Raw genomic sequence first — 3,262 nt, 5'->3', positions numbered from 1 at the left:
TCTATATTTCTAAATTCAGATATTCTGTAAATAATCTAAAATTAACCTAACTCCAAAACCAGTAGCTCCTTTTGGATTATACGGTTTATCTTTTGTAGCTACCTGCGTCCATGCAACACCTGCAATATCTATGTGAACCCAAGGTGTGTCTTTTATGGCATTTCTTAAAAATGCTGCAGCGGTAATTGTTCCTGCGGCTCTTCCAATTCCAACATTTTTCATATCTGCAACATCTGATTTTATCATATCCATATAGTCATTATTTAATGGAAGTTCCCATATTTCTTCAGTTGTCCTTTTTGATGACTCTTTAATTTTCTGTGTTAGTTTTTCATCATTTGAAATAATGCCTGCTACGTTTGTTCCTAGTGCAATTATACAAGCACCAGTCAATGTTGCAAAATCAATAATTGCTTTTGGTGAATATTGTTTTTCTCCAAAAGATAATGCATCAGATAAAATTATTCTACCTTCTGCATCTGTGTTTAAAATCTCTGCAGTCTTACCACTGTATAATTTTATGATGTCTCCTGGTCTATATGATTCACCGCCTGGCATATTTTCAACTGATGGAATAATTCCTACTATGTTTATTGGGAGTTTTAATTCTGACACTGCTTTCATTATTCCAATCACTGTACATCCACCACACTTATCGAATTTCATCTCATCCATTTTCTCACCTGGTTTTAATGAAATACCACCTGTGTCAAACGTTACTGCTTTACCAACTAATACAATCGGTTTTTCATTTCGAGAACCCATACGATGTTCCAAGATTATTAGTTTGGGTTCGTTTTTACTTCCTTGACCAACCGCAACAATTCCACCAAACCCTTTCTTTTCGAGTTCCTTTTTTGAAATTATACTACACTTCATTCTGTTCTTTTTTGATAAAATCTTTGAAACATTTGCTAAAGTTGTAGGTGTACAGTCATTCGGTGGTAAATTTGCAATATCTTTTGTGAATAAAACTCCATCAGAAATAATATCTGAAGTTTTTATCATCTTAGAAATCTTTTCTGATTTAGAAACTAGAATTGTAAGATCTGGGATGATATTTTCCTTTTTTGATTTATATTTTTCAAATTTGTATAATGACATTTTACACCCTTCCACTATTTGAGATACAGCTGAAATTGGTTCCACTATAGAACTTGGAGGTACAATTATGGAAAATTCTCTTAATTTTAACTCTCTTGCTTTCTGCGCAATTTTACCTGAAACAAATCTTATAGTATCATTAGTGAAGTTCTCTTTTTTACCTAATCCCGCTAAAAGCATTCGAGACGTTTTTCCTTCACTTGGAATGAATACTATCTTGCCAAACATTCCCCCCATATCCTTAATTGATTGTTTTAGTGAAGAAATGATTTTAGCATCTACTTTTTCCAATCCTAACACTTTATCTGAATCTTCTAAAACAAATCCGCAAAGCATCATGGTTTTTTTAGAATTTTTTGGATTTTCTACTCTAATTTTCATCGCTATGACGTAAAGTCTTGATGCATTATTTAGATTTACTAGAAATCTATTTTTTTGCTATTTGAGAATAAACTTGCAGATCGTATGAATACAGATTTTACCGTTTTGCATTCTTGCTCACAATTCTCATCTTCTTGAATTTTATTCATTTTTTTCTTTTTTGCAGAAAAAATTGCTTTAATTACTGGTATTAGAGCTGCTCTTCCACCATAGGCTGTATTATTGTCTATAAACCAAAACATTTCCAAAGCTGATTCACCCAAAATTGATTTTTTCAGTTCTGTACCAATATCGGAATAATGTCCAATCATTGTTAAATTACCTCTTGTAAGAAATTCCACTGCTTTTGCAAATTTTACACACAAATAACATTGATTATCATAAACTATGATTGGGATCATCTCTTTGACATCCATAGTATCGCTTGGCGAACATCAGATTAAAATTTTACAGAAGTAGATTTTTATTAAATTTACCAAGTGCTGTAATTTAGAAATGGGCCTTAATTATTATCAAATCAAGAAAAATGTTCTACGTGCCCGTAAATTAGTTATTAAAGCGACAAACACTGCTGGCTCTGGTCATCCTGGAGGCTCTTTTTCTATGGCTGAAATTTTAGGTTGCTTGTTTTACAAACATTTGAAGTATGATCCTAAAAATCCTAATTGGGAAGATAGAGATAGACTAGTACTATCTAAAGGACATGCGGCACCTGGTCTATTTTCTAATATGGCAGTAGCTGGTTATTTTCCAGAATCAGATCTTGAAACTTTGAGAAAATTTGGTAGTAAATTACAGGGACATCCAGATCTTAAATGTCCTGGAGTCGAATTCTGTGGTGGATCTTTGGGAACTGGATTGTCTTATTCTATAGGAGTTGCACTTGCTGCAAAAATTGATCAAAAAAATCATCATGTCTATACTATAATTGGTGATGGTGAATCTGATGAAGGTCAAGTATGGGAAGCGGCAATGACTGCTGCAAAATACAAAGTTGATAATCTTACGGCTTTTTTAGATAGAAATTTTATCCAACAAGATTCTTACACTGAAAAAATAATGCCTTTAGATGAAAAGTTAGAAGGAGATGATATTTCAGAAATGTGGAAAGATGCATCAAGATGGAAAACAGGTGACAAATGGAGATCATTTGGTTGGAATGTAATTGAAATAGATGGACATAGAATTGAACAAATTGATGCTGCAATAACTAAAGCAAATTCTACAAAAGGAATTCCATCAATAATTATTGCCAGAACAATTAAAGGAAAAGGTGTTGAACATATGGAAGATAATCCACAATGGCATGGAAAGGCTCCTGACTCCGATGTAGTTCCATTAATTAATTTGGAACTTGACTCTCAGTTCATGATTGCACCTTCAATCATTGCTGGTGATATGAATAATCTAGAAAATGAAGTAAAACGATGTGTAGCAGGACGAGCAGATTACATCCATCTGGATGTAATGGATGGGCAATTCGTACAGACCAAAACATTTGATCATAGAAAAATTAAGGAACTACGACCTCTTACTGTTATCCCATTTGACACTCATTTGATGATCAATGAACCTGTAAAACATGTTAGAGAATATGTTGATGCAGGTTCTGATATAATTACAGTACATGCAGAAGTTTGTAATGAATCAAGCTTTGGTGAAATTCATGATCTATTAAAGCAGCATCAAGTTGGTGTTGGTCTTGCAATAAATCCTGACACAGAACTTCCTGAATGGTCTTACAAATTCTTACCTTCGCTTGATCAACTTATTGTGA

3 protein-coding genes are annotated in these 3,262 nt (G+C 33.2%); 1 reads left to right on the top strand and 2 read right to left on the bottom strand.

All coding sequences use genetic code 11. The features are described from left to right. Positions 1-15: 15 nt before the first annotated feature. Positions 16-1,485 (bottom strand): leucyl aminopeptidase, encoded by a 1,470-nt coding sequence (locus tag BG20_RS09100; RefSeq protein WP_010194260.1) that lies wholly within the window; start codon positions 1,483-1,485, stop codon positions 16-18. Positions 1,486-1,523: 38 nt separating this feature from the next. After that, positions 1,524-1,901: a hypothetical protein gene (locus BG20_RS09095; protein ID WP_010194259.1), complete on the bottom strand. Its 378-nt coding sequence runs from the start codon at positions 1,899-1,901 to the stop codon at positions 1,524-1,526. Between the two features lie 79 nt (positions 1,902-1,980). Between BG20_RS09095 and BG20_RS09090 the strand changes: the two genes are divergently transcribed. After that, positions 1,981-3,262 (top strand): 1-deoxy-D-xylulose-5-phosphate synthase N-terminal domain-containing protein (locus tag BG20_RS09090; RefSeq protein ID WP_010194258.1); only part of this gene is annotated, 1,282 nt, incomplete at its 3' end.

This window comes from Candidatus Nitrosarchaeum limnium BG20 (assembly GCF_000241145.1).
GTDB lineage: Archaea > Thermoproteota > Nitrososphaeria > Nitrososphaerales > Nitrosopumilaceae > Nitrosarchaeum > Nitrosarchaeum limnae.
The sequence above is the reverse complement of the archived record's forward strand: the minus strand, read 5'-3'. Positions and strand labels throughout refer to the sequence as shown.